The organism is Mediterraneibacter butyricigenes, assembly GCF_003574295.1.
GTDB classification, from domain to species: domain Bacteria; phylum Bacillota; class Clostridia; order Lachnospirales; family Lachnospiraceae; genus Mediterraneibacter_A; species Mediterraneibacter_A butyricigenes.
Map to the genome: position 1 here is coordinate 2,902,077 of NZ_BHGK01000001.1, position 13,977 is coordinate 2,916,053.

A 13,977-nucleotide genomic window follows, 5' to 3' on the forward strand; every position below is an offset into this window, starting at 1 on the left:
TATTTGTAAAGGAAACCTTTTCTGATCAGGAAAAACGTTATATAATAAAAGCCAGACATGTAAACCGAAACCAAAAGTGAGGGACAGTATATGGAAAAAGCAACATTAGTATTAGAAGGCGGAGCAACCAGAGGTGTTTTTACATCCGGAGTGCTGGATTACATGATGGAAAAGGAATTTTATGTAAGTGATGTGATCGGTGTGTCAGCCGGATCCTGCAATGCAGTGGATTATGTGTCCAGACAGATTGGAAGAACCAGAGACTGCATGATCCATAAGGAAAAGAAATACAGTTTTTATAATGGGATTCGGAAGACCATCAAAGAGAGAAGCCTGATGGATATGAATATGATCTTCGATACGTATCCGAGGGAGATTTTTCCCTTTGACTTTGACACATATTTTAAATCAGAGATCAACTGTGAGATTGTGACTACGAATTGTCTGACGGGACAGGCAGAATACATGACAGAAAAAGAAGACGGCGACAGACTGATGAAAATCTGCCGTGCGTCCTCCAGTATGCCGTTGGTTTCCCCCATCGTAAATGTGGATGAGATCCCTTATCTGGATGGTGGAATTGCCGATTCTATCCCAATCCGAAGAGCATTGGAAAAAGAGAATGAAAAAATCATCGTAATCCTGACGAGAAATGCAGGATACCGGAAGAAGATCCCGTCCAAAGCTCTGGGAAATCTGTACCGCAGAGCCTATAAATCTTATCCGCAACTGGTTCGGGCGATCCTCAGAAGGAACCAGATCTACAACCGAACCTTAAATGAGATCCATGCGCTGGAAGAAAAAGGCAGGATCTATGTTCTTCGCCCGGAGGAAGAAGCAATCGGTCGTATGGAAAAGAAATACGAGGTACTGGAAGGCTTCTATGAGCATGGATATCATCTGATGGAACGGGACTTCGACAAGATGACGGAATATCTGGGAAAATAGAGAAATCCGTATCAGTATGTGATTTCTTTCAGGATCAGGCCCTGCGGAGAACAAGGAACACTGGAACGCTGCTCCCCTGCAAAAATCGCAGGAATACATTCGGGATCCCGTTTGCCGGTACCGATATCGATCAGGGTACCGATCATAGAACGTGCCATATTGTGAAGAAAATCTGTGGCACAAATGGAAATGTATAAAAATCCGCCGGATTCGGTTACGTCGATGGAAAAGACGGTCCGAACGGTGGATTTTTTGGTCTTTCCATTGGAAAAGCAGGCATAGTCATGGCGTCCGCAGAGAAGAGGGGCTGCCAGACGGATCCGGTCTGCATCGATGGGGAGAAAAGAGTGCCAGGAATATTTGCGCTGGAAAACGCTGGGAACATCGCCGGGCACCAGCTGATAGAGATAAGTACGGCTCTTTGCAGACAGACTGGCGTGGAAACGTTCCGGAACTTCGCAGGCGTCTACCACAGCGATATCCATGGGCAGATATTTATTCAGATAGTGTTTGAAAGAATCGGCAGAAAAATTGCCGTTGGTTTTAAAGTTGATGGTCTGACAAAAGGCGTGTACTCCTGTTTCGGTGCGGAGTCCGCTGTAAACGGTCAGTTCTTCCATCGTCATTTTCTTTAATACGGATGTGATTCGTCCGAGAATGGTATTGGGGGAATCATCCTTTCCCGGCTGCTGCCATCCCTGATATCTTGTTCCGTCGTATTCTATGATTAATTTTATATTTCGCATCTTTTTAAACCCTCATTTTCCGTTGTGTATGATTAAAAAAATTATAACGCAGTCCACCGGCGGTGTAAAGGAAAGGGATTTTATTTTTCCGTTTCTATTTTTTCTTTCGCAGCAAAAGTGTGCTTACGGCGGAGATGGTCTGATCAATCGAGGCAATCTCTTCCGGGGATTTTCCTTCCTTAAATAAATCCATGATCAGAGTAAATTCCTTCTGAGAAAAACGAATGCCCTGCTTATTGGCATTCACGATCAGTCCCATCAGTGCCGGAGCCAGATTTTTGCCTGTCTTCCCCCTGGTTTTCTGATAAGCCTGAAGCAGAAGTTCCTGTTTGATCGGGGAAAGGTTTGAAAATTCCGGATGTTTCATCCAATCTTCCATCGTTGACCTCCTTGGAAAGGTTTTCCGTATTATCATATGCATCTGGCATGGAAGAAGAGAACAAATCCTTAAAAAAGTCAGGGGGATTGCCGGAACCGGAAGTTCCGTCAGCCTGAGACATCTGCATCATTTGCATCATGCTTTGCAACAGATCCATTTCCTCCTTCAGATCAGGGTTCAGGGAGGAGAGAATGGAATCCAGAGAAACATCTTTATCCTGAAAGAGGGGATCTGTCCGGGGATGGGAATGAAAATAATCGATGGTCAGTTTTAATTCCAGAAATTTGATCAGAATGGCCATCACAGGACGCATGGAAACGGGAAAAACCGACAGGCAGCATTTGAAGAACCGGAGACTTTCCGGAATGATTTTTTCATCGAAAGCTGAAAAGGGTTTGCACTGATCCTGATCGCGTTCCATATGTCCCTCTGAAATCTGCAGTTTTTCTCTAAAGAATATGAGGAAACCGGAAGCATTATGACATATTATATAATATGATAAGTATCATAACGGAAAAATAAAAAGAAGGAGCAGAAGTCGGAAAATTGAAACGAAGACTGGTAATCGACGGAAACAGTGTGTATGAATTAGATGAAGACTGTATGTTGCAGAAAAAGGCGAAGAAACATTCGGACAGTCGAACTGAAGAGGGAAGAAGAGAAGAGAACAACAGGCAAAGGGAGCAGAAAGAACAAGAGTTATAGGACAAAAAGTGTTGATAAAAACTATCATTCTCCCGCAAAAGGTTGCAACGGGAACCGCTTGCGCTTGCCTTCGCCCCATAGAGATGCATTCGAGCGGCGTTCACGCTCGCTCTCAGAAAGTACTGGGGCTTCGGATGTTCCCTTATGCATTCCTTTTGCAGAAGAAGAATCTGCCGGAAGGTGAATCTGGAACAGAAATAAAACGGGGCGTGGAAGTGATCCATGCCCCGTAATCATGTCAGCTCGGTAAAAAGATCTGCCTGTTTCAGAAGCAGCAGCCGTCTCCGCAACCGCCACAGCAAAGCAGAAGAAGGATGATCCAGATACAACTGTTGTCGCCACAGCCACATCCGCAACCGTCTCCGTTGCGTCCCAGACCGCCACAGCAGATCAGAAGAAGGATGATCCACAGACAGGAATTATTTCCGCCCAGTGTACTTACGCCGGAATCACATCCGCAACCACAGTTTGTAGCACTTAAATCGCTCATAAAAGAAGCCTCCGTGTTGTTTGTTTTACACTACATAATATGTCGGTCGGCATAAAGTGTGCAAAAAACCGGAAGCTTTGAATGATCAGGAACGTCGGATCAGACGGCGGACCTGTCTCTGATAGTTGCGCTGTCTGGAATAAATGACAAGACGGGCAGCACCATTTTTTTTATGTTTTATATGATTATCGTATAACTTTAACAGGTAGGCTGTGTTGAAATTACGGTTCTTATTCCAGGTATAAAGCAGCCAGTTCATGGATTCCGGGTGCCAGTATTTCTCTGGGATCTCCGCATTTTTTAAAGTCTGTGTACAGTCATAGGCTTCTTTGGAAAGACGGTCTAGGACAGAACGATATTGACGTTTGCCGTATAGAGGAAGACTTTCCGTGATCAGATCATTTAACCGTTCGGCAGCTTTCCAATATGTCAGAAACGTAGGATAACAGTCTTCACCGGAAGCGTCTTTCATCTGATGCAGATCGAAGGTCTGATAGATTCGCTGGACTCCGAAAGTAACCTGGTCATATTCTTTCCGGGATTCCGGATCAGAAAGAAGTGTATAAGCTTCCAGAATCTCCTGCATCTTTTCGGTTGTATCGATACCGGACTTTTGTGTGACGTCCGGATGGTATTTTTTCGCCAGAAGGTTTTTGGCGTCTGTCAGCTCTTTTAAGGTAGCGTGACGTGAAACCCCTAATATTTCATAATAATTCATAATCCACATGCTCCTCCCCTGAAAATGTGGTATTGGAATACAGAAATAATATACGCTAAATAAAGTCAGAAATCAATAGAAATTCCCTTTTTAGAGCGGCTGGAATAGACTATTATATGCAGAATAAATGAGGAGCAGTGGAATGGAAAAAGTAAAAAGAAAGGTTCGCTATTATTGCGAAGATACTATATATAAAGGATGTAACGGAAAAGGTGTGGGAATCGCAGTGCTGGATACGGGGATCAGTCTGCATCCGGATCTGAAACACAGGATCACTGCCTGGAAGGATTTTGTGGCAGAGAAAGAAGTGCCTTATGATGACAGCTCACATGGGACACATGTGGCAGGGATTCTGTCGGGGGAAGGGATTGTCTCCCGGGGACAGAATAAAGGGATGGCTCCTGGAGCTTCTCTGTGTGTGTTGAAAATCCTGGATCAGAACGGAAGAGGAACGGTAAGTACTTTTTTGAAGGCGGTAGACTGGCTGGTGTACCAGAGAAAAAGATATGGGATCCGGATAGTGAATCTTTCGGTCGGGATGCCTGCGCGGGAGGAAAAAACAGAGCTTGCCATGATCGCAGGAGTGGAAGAACTGTGGGATCAGGGGATGGTTGTGGTCGTGTCTGCGGGAAATGAAGGACCGGAGAAAGGGACTGTTTGTGTACCCGGTTCCAGCAAAAAGGTGATTACAGTAGGAGCGATGGAGAATGGGGTGCACTCCGGACAGGGTCCTACACAAGAATGTGTGGTGAAACCGGATCTGTGTGCACCGGGGATCCAGATTCTTTCCTGTAATGGATTTTACCCGTTTCAGCCGTCAGCCTATGTAAAAAAGAGCGGGACCTCCATGGCGACTCCGGTGGTTGCGGGTGCGGCGGCGCTTTTACTTCAGAAACAGCCGGAAATCGGAAATGTGGAAATGAAATTAAGACTTCGGGAATGCCGGCAGAATTTAAGACAGAAAGACGGTTACGGTGCTCTGGATGTGACAAATCTACTCCTGTCAAGAAAATTTACTTGATGTCAAGAAAAAATACTTGACAGAAGAGAAGAAGTAAGATATGATAGCACAGGTGATAAGAAATGAAGATGGATGAACGTTATGAGCAGGCCATGTTATATGATTTTTATGGAGAACTTCTGACAGAACATCAGAAAGAGATCTATGAACTGTTTGTCTTGGATGATTATTCTCTGGGTGAGATCGCTCAGGAAAAGGGAATCAGCAGACAGGGCGTACATGATCTGATCAAGCGCTGTAATAAAACATTGGAAGGATACGAGGAAAAGCTGCATCTGGTGCAGAAATTCCTGTCCGTGAAGGAAAAGGTTCACAGGATTGATGAACTGCTCCTTACATCAGAAACCAGTCCAGAAGATCCGGCGATCGCGAAGATAAGAAAGATTGCGGATGAGATAATCGAGGAGTTATAGGCATATGGCATTTGACAGTTTAAGTGAAAAACTTCAAAATGTATTCAAAAATCTGCGCAGCAAAGGAAGACTGACAGAGGCTGACGTAAAGGCTGCAATGAAGGAAGTAAAGATGGCGCTTTTGGAGGCCGATGTAAACTTCCGTGTGGTTAAGAAATTTATCAAAGGCGTGGAAGAACGTGCCATCGGTCAGGACGTGATGAACGGACTGAATCCGGGGCAGATGGTGATCAAGATTGTAAACGAAGAGCTGATCGCCCTGATGGGTTCTGAGACGACCGAGATCAAATTCCAGCCGGGAAGTGCGATTACGGTAATCATGATGGCAGGTCTTCAGGGAGCCGGTAAGACGACTACCACCGCAAAGCTGGCAGGAAAGTTCAAATTAAAGGGTAAGAAGCCGTTGCTGGTTGCCTGTGATGTATACCGTCCCGCAGCAATCAAACAGTTGCAGGTCAACGGAGAAAAGCAGGGAGTAGAGGTCTTCTCCATGGGAGAGAACCACAAACCGGCCAACATCGCAAAAGCCGCGCTGGAACATGCGGCAAAGAATCATAACAATGTGATAATCCTGGATACCGCCGGACGACTTCATGTAGATGAAGAGATGATGGCAGAGCTTCAGGAGATTAAAGATACAGTCGAAGTGCATCAGACAATCCTGGTTGTCGATGCCATGACAGGACAGGATGCAGTCAATGTGGCATCCAGTTTCCAAGAAAAGATCGGAATCGACGGTGTGATCATCACAAAGCTGGATGGTGATACCAGAGGCGGTGCGGCACTGTCCATCAAAGCAGTGACAGGCTGTCCGATCCTTTACGCAGGTATGGGAGAAAAACTCTCGGATCTGGAACAGTTTTATCCGGATCGTATGGCTTCCAGAATCCTTGGAATGGGAGATGTTCTGACCTTGATCGAGAAAGCCGGTCAGGAGATGGACGAGACAAAAGCCAGAGAGATGGCCCAGAAGATGAAGAAAGCCCAGTTTGACTACAATGATTATCTGGAAAGCGTCAAACAGATGAAGAAGATGGGCGGCCTTGCAAGCCTGATGAACATGATCCCGGGGATGAATCAGATGAAGAACCAGGGAGTAGATGCAGAAGAAGGCGAAAAGAGAATGGCTCGCATGGAAGCAATCATTTTTTCCATGACAGAAGAAGAAAGAGCCAATCCGGATCTTTTAAATCCCTCCAGACGGCATCGAATCGCCAAAGGAGCCGGAGTGGATATCTCGGAAGTAAACAGTATGGTCAAGCGTTTTAACGAGACCCGTAAGATGATGAAGAAGCTTCCGGGAATGATGGGTGGTAAAAAGGGAAGAATGAAATTTCCTTTTTAATAAATGAACAAGTATTTTAAAGAAAGATGAAGAGGTGAATGAAATGGCAGTAAAGATCAGATTAAGAAGAATGGGACAGAAGAAAGCTCCTTTTTATAGAATTGTAGTAGCTGACGGAAGAGCCCCAAGAGACGGTAAGTTCATCGAGGAAATCGGAACTTATGATCCGACACAGGATCCGAGCGTATTCAAAGTAGACGAAGAAGCAGCTAAGAAATGGCTCAACAACGGAGCACAGCCGACAGAAGTTGTTGGTAAGATTTTCAAGATGGCAGGTATTGAGAAATAATAGGCTGCTCTCGGAGGTATGCTCATGAAAGAATTAGTAGAGGTCATCGCAAAAGCGTTGGTTGACGAGCCGGAGGGCGTATCTGTTACAGAACGTCAGGAAGGCAGAAATACTGTGTTGGAGCTGCATGTGGCGGACGGAGATATGGGAAAGGTCATTGGAAAACAGGGCCGTATCGCCAAATCAATCCGTGCAGTTGTGAAAGCAGCCGCAGCAAAAGAAAACAAACGAGTGATCGTTGATATCACACAGTAAGAGGTATTACAGACGGGCGGAAAGCATGCTTTTCGCCCGTTTCCTTACCATACCGTTTTCAAAAACCTGGCCAGGAGAGAGGATAAAAGCATGGAACAGTATTTACAGGTTGGCGTCATTACGTCCACCCATGGAATCCGCGGGGAAGTTAAGGTATTTCCGACGACCGATGATCCGCAGAGATTTAAAAAATTAAAAAAAGTTTTTCTGGATACAGGAAGAGAAAAAATGCCGCTGGAAGTTGCGGGTGCCCGTTTTTTCAAGAACCTGGTGATTGTCAAATTCAAAGGGATCGACAATATCAACGAGATTGAAAAGTACAGGCAGTGTGCGCTTCTGGTCGATCGGGAAGAAGCGGTAGATCTTCAGGAAGATGAATATTTTATTGCGGATCTTCTGGGGATGGAAGTCTATGCAGACGGAGAATATTTTGGCCATTTGAAGGATGTAATGGAGACCGGAGCAAATGAAGTCTATGTGATTGAGAGTGAGAAACATGGGGAAGTACTGCTGCCGGCGATCCACGACTGTATCCTGTCAGTAGACACGGAGGAGCGAAAAATGGAAGTCCGTTTGTTGGACGGATTGTTGGATTAGGAGAAAAGGAACATGCATTTTTATATTCTGACATTATTTCCAGATATGGTAATGAATGGCCTGACAGACAGTATCATTGGACGGGCCATGAAAAACGGATATCTGAAGATTGAAGCGGTCAATATCCGGGACTATGCATTTAACAAGCATCAGAGTGTGGATGATTATCCTTATGGCGGCGGAGCCGGCATGCTGATGCAGGCAGAACCTGTGTATCAGGCTTACAGTGCAGTTCTGGAAAAAATCAAATCAGAAAACCCGGAGGCACAGCCGAGAGTGGTATATCTTTCCCCGCAGGGCGGAACATTTTCTCAGGAAATGGCAGAGGACTATGCGAAGGAAGAGGATGTGATCCTGCTTTGTGGACATTATGAAGGAATCGATGAGAGAGTCCTGGAAGAAATCGTAACAGATTATGTATCGATCGGAGATTATGTGCTGACGGGAGGAGAACTTCCGGCTATGGTGATGATCGATACGATCTCCAGACTGATTCCGGGAGTCCTGCACAATGACGTTTCGGCAGAATTTGATTCTTTTCAGGATAATCTGCTGGAATATCCGCAGTATTCCAGACCGGAAGAATGGCACGGGAAAAAAGTGCCGGAGGTTCTGATGTCGGGGCATCACGCCAACATTGAAAAATGGAGACATGAACAGTCACTGATCCGGACGGCAAAGAACAGACCGGATCTGCTGGAAAAAGCAGAACTGACGGAGAATGATAAAAAAGTACTTGAAACCATATATAAAGTATGATAGAATGAGCTAGTTGTGAGAAGAAGAGACGGTCCTCTGTTACTCAATTGTGAAGTATTAAGAACGTCCAAATATGAAGGAGGTCGCACAATGAACGATATTATTAAGAATATTGAAGCAGAGCAGATGAAAGAAAATGCTCCGGAATTTCACGTAGGTGATACGGTAAGAGTTCACGCAAAGATCCGTGAAGGTAACCGTGAAAGAATTCAGGTTTTTGAAGGAACTGTCCTGAAACGTCAGGGTGGTGGAAACCGTGAGACATTTACAGTTCGTAAGAACTCCAATGGAATCGGTGTTGAGAAAACATGGCCGCTGCATTCTCCAAACGTTGAGAAGGTTGAAGTTGTTCGTCTGGGTAAAGTCAGAAGAGCAAAACTGAACTACTTAAGAGGACGTATTGGTAAGAAAGCTAAGGTTAAAGAATTAGTAAAATAAGATTTACGTAAGGGACAAGTACAGAGAGTGTATTTTGTCCCTTTTTCTAACATATCTGTTCTTTCTGGAGAAAGAGAGGAAGGAAAGTTGGCAGCAAAACGACAACGATACAGAAAGTCTACGAGACGACGAAAATTATTTTCAGGAAAGTTTACGCGCAAACTGAGGATGCCAGGGCAAAGACGCCGGAATCGCAGAGAAAAACATGAGATTCTGGTTGTATTGAACTGGGCCTGGCAGATTGCACTTGTCTGTCTGATCGCATTTGTACTGGTGTGGTTCTGGGGACAGAGAGTCAGCAACATCGGCGACTCCATGAATCCGGTTCTGAAAAACGGAGATGTGGTACTGGTGGACCGGATCCTTTATAATGCCAGCAGGCCGAAACGTGGAGATGTGATTGTATTTCGCCCGAACGGGAATGAGAACTCCAATTATTCGATCAAGCGGATCGTAGGGCTTCCGGGTGAGACGGTACAGATCAAAGACGGATATGTGTATATTAACGGAAAAGAACTGGAAGAGGAAAAACGGCATCCAAAATCGAATCCGCGGGGATCGCAGAAGAAGAGGTAACCCTTGCCGGAGACGAATACTTTGTGCTGGAGATAACAGGTCAGCCAGTATGGACAGCCGTGATGCGGATATTGGCAATGTAAAACGTTCGGAAATATATGGAAAAAGCCTGGATCAGAGTCAGTCCGATCTCGCGTTTCGGGTTTTTGAAAAAGTGAGAGAAGAACAGGAGGTAAATTGATGCATTTTCAGTGGTACCGGCAAAGGCATATGGACAAACGCCAGGAGAATGATGCAGGAAAATATCAAGCTGATCGATCTGGTAATTGAGCTGGTGGATGCGAGAATTCCGCTCAGCAGCCGTGAATCCGGATATTGATGAGCTTGGGAAAAATAAAGCCAGACTTGTGCTGCTTAACAAGGCAGATCTGGCAGAAGAGAAATATAATGACGCATGGCTCAGTATTTTCAGGAAAAGGGTTATCATGTGGTAAAGGTCAATTCCAAGAAAGGAACCCGGGATCAAATCCATTCAGGGTGTGATCGCAGAAGCCTGCAAAGAGAAGATCGAAAGAGACCGGAAACGGGGAATTTTAATCGACCGGTCCGTGCGATGGTGGTGGGAATCCCGAATGTAGGAAAGTCTACTTTATTAATTCCCTTGCAGGAAAAGCCTGCGCAAAAACCGGGAATAAGCCGGGTGTGACCAAAGGGAAACAGTGGATCCGTCTGAATAAAAACGTAGAGCTTCTGGATACTCCGGGAATCTTATGGCCGAAATTTGAAGACCAGCAGGTAGGGCTTCGTCTGGCCCTGATCGGATCGATCAAAGATGAGATCCTTCAGGCGGAAGAACTTGCCGCAGAACTGATCCATTTTCTGAAAGAATCTTATCCGGGAATTCTGGAGAAGAAATATGAGATCGAAGTGGTGGAAAATGATTATCAGTGTCTGGAAAACATCCAGAGAGACAGACATTGTCTGGTGTCAGGAAATAAACTGGATCTGGAAAAGGCGCCAGACTGTTGCTGGATGATTTCAGAAACGGAAGACTGGGACGGATCACCCTGGAATTTCCGGAAAATTAATCCGGAAGTTCATAAAAACGGTGAATTAAGAAGTGACACCGGAAAATCCGTGAAATCCGGATCCAGAAGTTGGAGGAAAATCTGTGAGAAATAGCGAGGACAGAAGTATAGTAAGAGAAAATGTTGGGCTGGCTGATATATATCCTGATCATTATCGGCCTGACCTATCTGATCATCACATTTGTAGGCCAGAGAACCCGCGTCAGCGGATCTTCGATGGAGACGACCCTGTCAGACGGGGACAATTTGATCGTGGATAAGATTTCCTATCGATTCAGAGATCCAAAGAGATACGATATTATCGTGTTCCTTATGCCTATGAAAAGAATACATATTTTATCAAGAGAATTATCGGATTGCCTGGAGAGAGGTACAGACGTCAAAAGATGGATACGTCTATATCAATGGCGAACAACTGGATGAACATTACGGAAATGAATTGATGGATGAATCCGGAATTGCCGAGAACGATCCAGCTTGGCGGAATGATATTTTGTGTTGGGAGACAACAGAAACCACAGTCAGGCACAACCGAACCGTCACCGCACGGACCTGTCCTGACTGTGGTTTCTGTTGTCTCCCAACACAAAATATTCATTCTCGCCAAGCTGGATCGGTTCTTCGGCAATTCCCGGATCATCCATCAATTCATTTCCGTAATGTTTCATCCATTGTTCGCCATTGATATAGACGTATCTCTTTTTACCTGTACCGTCTCTCCAGGCAATCCGATAATATCTTGATAAAATATGTATTCTTTCATAGGCATAAGGGAACACGATAATATCGTATCTCTTTGGATCTCTGAATCGATAGGAAATCTTATCCACGATCAAATTGTCCCCGTCTGACAGGGTCGTCTCCATCGAAGATCCTCGCTGACCGCGGGTTCTCTGGCCTACAAATTGATGATCAGATAGTCAGGCCGATAATGATCAGGATATATATCAGCCAGCCCAACATTTCTCTTACTATACTTCTGTCCTCGCTATTTCTCACAGATTTTCCTCCAACTTCTGGATCCGGATTTCACGGATTTTCCGGTGTCACTTCTTAATTCACGTGTTTTATGAACTTCCGGATTAATTTTCCGGAAATTCCAGGGTGATCCGTCCCAGTCTTCCGTTTCTGAAATCATCCAGCAACAGTCTGGCCGCCTTTTCCAGATCCAGTTTATTTCCTGACACCAGACAATGTCTGCTCTCTGCGATGTTTTCCAGACACTGATAATCATTTTCCACCACTTCGATCTCATATTTCTTCTCCAGAATTCCGGATAAGATTCTTTCAGAAAATGGATCAGTTCTGCGGCAAGTTCTTCCGCCTGAAGGATCTCATCTTTGATCGATCCGATCAGGGCCAGACGAAGCCCTACCTGCTGGTCTTCAAATTTCGGCCATAAGATTCCCGGAGTATCCAGAAGCTCTACGTTTTTATTCAGACGGATCCACTGTTTCCCTTTGGTCACACCCGGCTTATTCCCGTTTTTGCGCAGGCTTTTCCTGCAAGGGAATTAATAAAAGTAGACTTTCCTACATCGGGATTCCCACCACCATCGCACGGACCGGTCGATTTAAAATTCCCCGTTTCCGGTCTCTTTCGATCTTCTCTTTGCAGGCTTCTGCGATCACACCCTGAATGGATTTGATCCCGGTTCCTTTCTTGAATTGACCTTTACCACATGATAACCCTTTTCCTGAAAATACTGAGCCCATGCGTCATTATATTTCTCTTCTGCCAGATCTGCCTTGTTAAGCAGCACAAGTCTGGCTTTATTTTTCCCAAGCTCATCAATATCCGGATTCCGCTGCTGAGTGAGCGGAATTCTCGCATCCACCAGCTCAATTACCAGATCGATCAGCTTGATATTTTCCTGCATCATTCTCCTGGCCTTTGTCATATGCCCTGGGTACCACTGAAAATGCATCATTTACCTCCTGTTCTTCTCTCACTTTTTCAAAAACCCGAAACGCGAGATCGGACTGACTCTGATCCAGGCTTTTCCATATATTTCCGAACGTTTTACATTGCCAATATCCGCATCACGGCTGTCCATACTGGCTGACCTGTTATCTCCCAGCACAAAGTATTCGTCTCCGGCAAGGGTTACCTCTTCTTCTGCGATCCCCGCGGATTCGATTTTGGATGCCGTTTTTTCCTCTTCCAGTTCTTTTCCGTTAATATACACATATCCGTCTTTGATCTGTACCGTCTCACCCGGAAGCCCTACGATCCGCTTGATCGAATAATTGGAGTTCTCATTCCGTTCGGGCGAAATACAATCACATCTCCACGTTTCGGCCTGCTGGCATTATAAAGGATCCGGTCCACCAGTACCACATCTCCGTTTTTCAGAACCGGATTCATGGAGTCGCCGATGTTGCTGACTCTCTGTCCCCAGAACCCACCAGTACAAATGCGATCAGACAGACAAGTGCAATCTGCCAGGCCCAGTTCATCACAACCAGAATCTCATGTTTTTCTCTGCGATTCCGGCGTCTTTGCCCTGGCATCCTCAGTTTGCGCGTAAACTTTCCTGAAAATAATTTTCGTCGTCTCGTAGACTTCTATATGTCGTTTGTCGTTTTGCTGCCAACTTTCCTTCCTCTCTTTCCTCCAGAAAGAACAGATATGTTAGAAAAAGGGACAAAATACACTCTCTGTACTTTGCCCTTACGTAAATCTTATTTTAACTATTTTTCTTTAACCTATAGCTTTCTAACCAAATACGTCCCTCTTAAGTAGTTCAGTTTTGCTCTTCTGACTTTACCCAGACGAACAACTTCAACCTTCTCAACGTTTGGAGAATGCAGCGGCCATGTTTTCTCAACACCGATTCCATTGGATTTCTTACGAACTGTAAATGTCTCACGGTTTCCACCACCCTGACGTTTCAGGACAGTTCCTTCAAAACCTGAATTCTTTCACGGTTACCTTCACGGATCTTTGCGTGAACTCTTACCGTATCACCTACGTGAAATTCCGGAGCATTTTCTTTCATCTGCTCTGCTTCAATATTCTTATAATATCGTTCATTGTGCGACCTCCTTCATATTTGGACGTTCCTTAATACTTCACAATTGAGTACAGAAACCGTCTCTTCTTCTCACAACTAGCTCATTCTAATCATACTTTATATATGGTTTCAAGTACTTTTTTATCATTCTCCGTCAGTCTGCTTTTTCCAGCAGATCCGGTCTGTTCTTTGCCGTCCGGATCAGTGACTTAGTTCAGTCTCCATTACTTCAATGTTGGCGTGATGCCCCGACA

At 45.0% G+C, this 13,977-nt stretch carries 15 protein-coding genes and 6 pseudogenes; 13 read left to right on the forward strand and 8 right to left on the reverse strand.

What is annotated here, in order from left to right; all coding sequences use genetic code 11:
- Nucleotides 1–90 precede the first annotated feature (90 nt).
- The gene (locus KGMB01110_RS14170; protein WP_117602358.1) at nucleotides 91–948 is read left to right on the forward strand and encodes a patatin-like phospholipase family protein; all 858 of its coding nucleotides are present in this window, start codon (nucleotides 91–93) and stop codon (nucleotides 946–948) included.
- An 11-nt stretch (nucleotides 949–959) separates the two neighbouring features.
- Here the strand turns inward: KGMB01110_RS14170 and truA are convergent, their stop codons facing one another.
- Together truA and KGMB01110_RS14180 are read right to left on the reverse strand one after the other, a co-directional pair.
- Nucleotides 960–1,694, reverse strand: a complete 735-nt coding sequence (gene truA / locus KGMB01110_RS14175; RefSeq protein WP_117602357.1) for a tRNA pseudouridine(38-40) synthase TruA — start codon at nucleotides 1,692–1,694, stop codon at nucleotides 960–962.
- A 94-nt stretch (nucleotides 1,695–1,788) separates the two neighbouring features.
- Entirely contained in the window at nucleotides 1,789–2,073 is a 285-nt protein-coding gene (locus KGMB01110_RS14180) for a hypothetical protein (protein WP_117602356.1), read from the reverse strand.
- Between the two features lie 546 nt (nucleotides 2,074–2,619).
- On the opposite strand from KGMB01110_RS14180, the gene KGMB01110_RS15110 reads away from it, so the two are divergent.
- On the forward strand, nucleotides 2,620–2,778 hold the full coding sequence (locus tag KGMB01110_RS15110; protein WP_170141741.1) for a hypothetical protein: 159 nt from the start codon (nucleotides 2,620–2,622) through the stop codon (nucleotides 2,776–2,778).
- A gap of 265 nt (nucleotides 2,779–3,043) precedes the next feature.
- On the opposite strand, the gene KGMB01110_RS14185 is transcribed toward KGMB01110_RS15110, so the two are convergent.
- Complete coding sequence (locus KGMB01110_RS14185) at nucleotides 3,044–3,268, reverse strand: chorion class high-cysteine HCB protein 13 (protein ID WP_117602355.1); 225 nt, start codon at nucleotides 3,266–3,268, stop codon at nucleotides 3,044–3,046.
- 85 nt (nucleotides 3,269–3,353) lie between these two features.
- On the reverse strand, nucleotides 3,354–3,986 hold the full coding sequence (locus tag KGMB01110_RS14190) for a DnaJ domain-containing protein (RefSeq protein WP_158555670.1): 633 nt from the start codon (nucleotides 3,984–3,986) through the stop codon (nucleotides 3,354–3,356).
- A 142-nt stretch (nucleotides 3,987–4,128) separates the two neighbouring features.
- On the opposite strand from KGMB01110_RS14190, the gene KGMB01110_RS14195 reads away from it, so the two are divergent.
- From KGMB01110_RS14195 to lepB (KGMB01110_RS14245), 11 genes and pseudogenes are all read left to right on the forward strand, one after another.
- Nucleotides 4,129–5,007 carry a S8 family peptidase gene (locus tag KGMB01110_RS14195; protein WP_117602353.1) on the forward strand — a complete coding sequence of 293 codons (879 nt, stop codon included), beginning with the start codon at nucleotides 4,129–4,131 and terminating at the stop codon, nucleotides 5,005–5,007.
- A gap of 68 nt (nucleotides 5,008–5,075) precedes the next feature.
- Nucleotides 5,076–5,420: a YlxM family DNA-binding protein gene (gene ylxM / locus KGMB01110_RS14200; RefSeq protein WP_117602593.1), complete on the forward strand. Its 345-nt coding sequence runs from the start codon at nucleotides 5,076–5,078 to the stop codon at nucleotides 5,418–5,420.
- 4 nt (nucleotides 5,421–5,424) lie between these two features.
- Nucleotides 5,425–6,765 (forward strand): signal recognition particle protein, encoded by a 1,341-nt coding sequence (ffh, locus tag KGMB01110_RS14205; protein WP_119298996.1) that lies wholly within the window; start codon nucleotides 5,425–5,427, stop codon nucleotides 6,763–6,765.
- 43 nt (nucleotides 6,766–6,808) lie between these two features.
- Entirely contained in the window at nucleotides 6,809–7,054 is a 246-nt protein-coding gene (gene rpsP, locus KGMB01110_RS14210; RefSeq protein WP_117602351.1) for a 30S ribosomal protein S16, read from the forward strand.
- Between the two features lie 24 nt (nucleotides 7,055–7,078).
- A complete protein-coding gene (locus KGMB01110_RS14215) occupies nucleotides 7,079–7,309 on the forward strand; it encodes a KH domain-containing protein (protein WP_117602350.1) in 231 nt (76 codons plus the stop codon).
- A 90-nt stretch (nucleotides 7,310–7,399) separates the two neighbouring features.
- On the forward strand, nucleotides 7,400–7,906 hold the full coding sequence (rimM, locus tag KGMB01110_RS14220; RefSeq protein WP_119298998.1) for a ribosome maturation factor RimM: 507 nt from the start codon (nucleotides 7,400–7,402) through the stop codon (nucleotides 7,904–7,906).
- 12 nt (nucleotides 7,907–7,918) lie between these two features.
- A complete protein-coding gene (gene trmD, locus KGMB01110_RS14225) occupies nucleotides 7,919–8,665 on the forward strand; it encodes a tRNA (guanosine(37)-N1)-methyltransferase TrmD (protein WP_117888377.1) in 747 nt (248 codons plus the stop codon).
- Between the two features lie 90 nt (nucleotides 8,666–8,755).
- The gene (gene rplS / locus KGMB01110_RS14230) at nucleotides 8,756–9,103 is read left to right on the forward strand and encodes a 50S ribosomal protein L19 (RefSeq protein ID WP_117602347.1); all 348 of its coding nucleotides are present in this window, start codon (nucleotides 8,756–8,758) and stop codon (nucleotides 9,101–9,103) included.
- A gap of 27 nt (nucleotides 9,104–9,130) precedes the next feature.
- A pseudogene (gene lepB / locus KGMB01110_RS14235) lies at nucleotides 9,131–9,837 on the forward strand (signal peptidase I).
- A 22-nt stretch (nucleotides 9,838–9,859) separates the two neighbouring features.
- Nucleotides 9,860–10,707: pseudogene (ylqF, locus tag KGMB01110_RS15920) on the forward strand (ribosome biogenesis GTPase YlqF).
- Between the two features lie 120 nt (nucleotides 10,708–10,827).
- A pseudogene (gene lepB, locus KGMB01110_RS14245) lies at nucleotides 10,828–11,229 on the forward strand (signal peptidase I); the annotation flags it as partial.
- Nucleotides 11,230–11,246: 17 nt separating this feature from the next.
- Here lepB (KGMB01110_RS14245) and lepB (KGMB01110_RS14250) read toward each other — a convergent pair.
- The 4 genes and pseudogenes from lepB (KGMB01110_RS14250) to rplS (KGMB01110_RS14265) form a co-directional block, all read right to left on the reverse strand.
- Nucleotides 11,247–11,573: a signal peptidase I gene (gene lepB / locus KGMB01110_RS14250; RefSeq protein WP_243112842.1), complete on the reverse strand. Its 327-nt coding sequence runs from the start codon at nucleotides 11,571–11,573 to the stop codon at nucleotides 11,247–11,249.
- A gap of 216 nt (nucleotides 11,574–11,789) precedes the next feature.
- Nucleotides 11,790–12,634 (reverse strand): annotated as a pseudogene (gene ylqF / locus KGMB01110_RS15925) (ribosome biogenesis GTPase YlqF).
- 21 nt (nucleotides 12,635–12,655) lie between these two features.
- Nucleotides 12,656–13,220: pseudogene (lepB, locus tag KGMB01110_RS15930) on the reverse strand (signal peptidase I).
- 195 nt (nucleotides 13,221–13,415) lie between these two features.
- A pseudogene (gene rplS / locus KGMB01110_RS14265) lies at nucleotides 13,416–13,708 on the reverse strand (50S ribosomal protein L19).
- Between the last annotated feature and the right edge of the window lie 269 nt (nucleotides 13,709–13,977).